General features: G+C 51.5%; 2 rRNA genes. Both read left to right on the top strand.

From position 1 onward, the window contains the following. Nucleotides 1–152 precede the first annotated feature (152 nt). Nucleotides 153–3,045, top strand: a 23S ribosomal RNA gene (locus K5D32_RS12615). A 162-nt stretch (nucleotides 3,046–3,207) separates the two neighbouring features. Beyond that, a 5S ribosomal RNA gene (rrf, locus tag K5D32_RS12610) occupies nucleotides 3,208–3,323 on the top strand. The last annotated feature ends 2 nt before the right edge of the window (nucleotides 3,324–3,325 follow it).

Below are 3,325 nucleotides of genomic sequence, written 5' to 3'. Positions count from 1 at the left end.
TCGTTCTTTAAAAATTTGGGTATGTAATAGAAAGTTAGACTGTGAACCACTTTCACTGGTGGAATCACAGGCTAAGGTAAAATTTGTGAGTGAATTGCAAATTTTCGGCGAATGTCGTCTTCACAGTATAACCAGATTGCTTGGGGTTATATGGTCAAGTGAAGAAGCGCATACGGTGGATGCCTTGGCAGTCAGAGGCGATGAAAGACGTGGTAGCCTGCGAAAAGCTTCGGGGAGTCGGCAAACAGACTGTGATCCGGAGATGTCTGAATGGGGGAACCCAGCTGTCACAAGACAGTTACCATGCACTGAATACATAGGTGCATGGGGCGAACCAGGGGAACTGAAACATCTAAGTACCCTGAGGAAAAGAAATCAACCGAGATTCCCTTAGTAGTGGCGAGCGAACGGGGACCAGCCCTTAAGTGGCTTTGAGATTAGCGGAACGCTCTGGAAAGTGCGGCCATAGTGGGTGATAGCCCTGTACGCGAAAATCTCTTTGTCATGAAATCGAGTAGGACGGGGCACGAGAAACCTTGTCTGAACATGGGGGGACCATCCTCCAAGGCTAAATACTACTGACTGACCGATAGTGAACCAGTACCGTGAGGGAAAGGCGAAAAGAACCCCGGAGAGGGGAGTGAAATAGATCCTGAAACCGTATGCGTACAAGCAGTGGGAGCCCACGTTGTTGGGTGACTGCGTACCTTTTGTATAATGGGTCAGCGACTTATATTCAGTGGCAAGCTTAACCGAATAGGGGAGGCGTAGCGAAAGCGAGTCTTAATAGGGCGTTTAGTCGCTGGGTATAGACCCGAAACCGGGCGATCTATCCATGGGCAGGTTGAAGGTTAGGTAACACTGACTGGAGGACCGAACCGACTACCGTTGAAAAGTTAGCGGATGACCTGTGGATCGGAGTGAAAGGCTAATCAAGCTCGGAGATAGCTGGTTCTCCTCGAAAGCTATTTAGGTAGCGCCTCATGTATCACTGTAGGGGGTAGAGCACTGTTTCGGCTAGGGGGTCATCCCGACTTACCAAACCGATGCAAACTCCGAATACCTACAAGTGCCGAGCATGGGAGACACACGGCGGGTGCTAACGTCCGTCGTGAAAAGGGAAACAACCCAGACCGTCAGCTAAGGTCCCAAAGTCATGGTTAAGTGGGAAACGATGTGGGAAGGCTTAGACAGCTAGGAGGTTGGCTTAGAAGCAGCCACCCTTTAAAGAAAGCGTAATAGCTCACTAGTCGAGTCGGCCTGCGCGGAAGATGTAACGGGGCTCAAACCATGCACCGAAGCTACGGGTATCACCTTAGGGTGATGCGGTAGAGGAGCGTTCTGTAAGCCTGTGAAGGTGAGTTGAGAAGCTTGCTGGAGGTATCAGAAGTGCGAATGCTGACATGAGTAACGACAATGGGTGTGAAAAACACCCACGCCGAAAGACCAAGGTTTCCTGCGCAACGTTAATCGACGCAGGGTTAGTCGGTCCCTAAGGCGAGGCTGAAAAGCGTAGTCGATGGAAAACAGGTTAATATTCCTGTACTTCTGGTTATTGCGATGGAGGGACGGAGAAGGCTAGGCCAGCTTGGCGTTGGTTGTCCAAGTTTAAGGTGGTAGGCTGAGATCTTAGGTAAATCCGGGATCTCAAGGCCGAGAGCTGATGACGAGTGTTCTTTAGAACACGAAGTGGTTGATGCCATGCTTCCAAGAAAAGCTTCTAAGCTTCAGGTAACCAGGAACCGTACCCCAAACCGACACAGGTGGTTGGGTAGAGAATACCAAGGCGCTTGAGAGAACTCGGGTGAAGGAACTAGGCAAAATGGCACCGTAACTTCGGGAGAAGGTGCGCCGGTGAGGGTGAAGGACTTGCTCCGTAAGCTCATGCCGGTCGAAGATACCAGGCCGCTGCGACTGTTTATTAAAAACACAGCACTCTGCAAACACGAAAGTGGACGTATAGGGTGTGACGCCTGCCCGGTGCCGGAAGGTTAATTGATGGGGTTAGCGCAAGCGAAGCTCTTGATCGAAGCCCCGGTAAACGGCGGCCGTAACTATAACGGTCCTAAGGTAGCGAAATTCCTTGTCGGGTAAGTTCCGACCTGCACGAATGGCGTAACGATGGCGGCGCTGTCTCCACCCGAGACTCAGTGAAATTGAAATCGCTGTGAAGATGCAGTGTATCCGCGGCTAGACGGAAAGACCCCGTGAACCTTTACTATAGCTTTGCACTGGACTTTGAATTTGCTTGTGTAGGATAGGTGGGAGGCTTTGAAGCGTGGACGCCAGTCTGCGTGGAGCCATCCTTGAAATACCACCCTGGCAACTTTGAGGTTCTAACTCAGGTCCGTCATCCGGATCGAGGACAGTGTATGGTGGGTAGTTTGACTGGGGCGGTCTCCTCCTAAAGAGTAACGGAGGAGTACGAAGGTGCGCTCAGACCGGTCGGAAATCGGTCGTAGAGTATAAAGGCAAAAGCGCGCTTGACTGCGAGACAGACACGTCGAGCAGGTACGAAAGTAGGTCTTAGTGATCCGGTGGTTCTGTATGGAAGGGCCATCGCTCAACGGATAAAAGGTACTCCGGGGATAACAGGCTGATACCGCCCAAGAGTTCATATCGACGGCGGTGTTTGGCACCTCGATGTCGGCTCATCACATCCTGGGGCTGAAGCCGGTCCCAAGGGTATGGCTGTTCGCCATTTAAAGTGGTACGCGAGCTGGGTTTAGAACGTCGTGAGACAGTTCGGTCCCTATCTGCCGTGGACGTTTGAGATTTGAGAGGGGCTGCTCCTAGTACGAGAGGACCGGAGTGGACGAACCTCTGGTGTTCCGGTTGTCACGCCAGTGGCATTGCCGGGTAGCTATGTTCGGAAAAGATAACCGCTGAAAGCATCTAAGCGGGAAACTTGCCTCAAGATGAGATCTCACTGGAACCTTGAGTTCCCTGAAGGGCCGTCGAAGACTACGACGTTGATAGGTGGGGTGTGTAAGTGCTGTGAGGCATTGAGCTAACCCATACTAATTGCCCGTGAGGCTTGACCATATAACACCCAAGCAATTTGCGGAAAAACAGCAGATTGCGGTGTTGTGAAGATGACGAACCGAAAGTTTGCGCCACACACACAAAACAAATTACCGAAACACCTCTATTACACACCCATTTGCTGGCACGTACCCAACAGGGCACGCACCGGCTACCGAATTTCTTGACGACCATAGAGCATTGGAACCACCTGATCCCATCCCGAACTCAGCAGTGAAACGATGCATCGCCGATGGTAGTGTGGGGTTTCCCCATGTGAGAGTAGGTCATCGTCAAGATT

Origin of the sequence: Pseudomonas cichorii (assembly GCF_019719005.1) — a bacterium.
Classification (GTDB): domain Bacteria; phylum Pseudomonadota; class Gammaproteobacteria; order Pseudomonadales; family Pseudomonadaceae; genus Aquipseudomonas; species Aquipseudomonas cichorii_E.
Note: the sequence above shows the minus strand (reverse complement) of the source record. Positions and strands in the feature narration are given on the sequence as shown.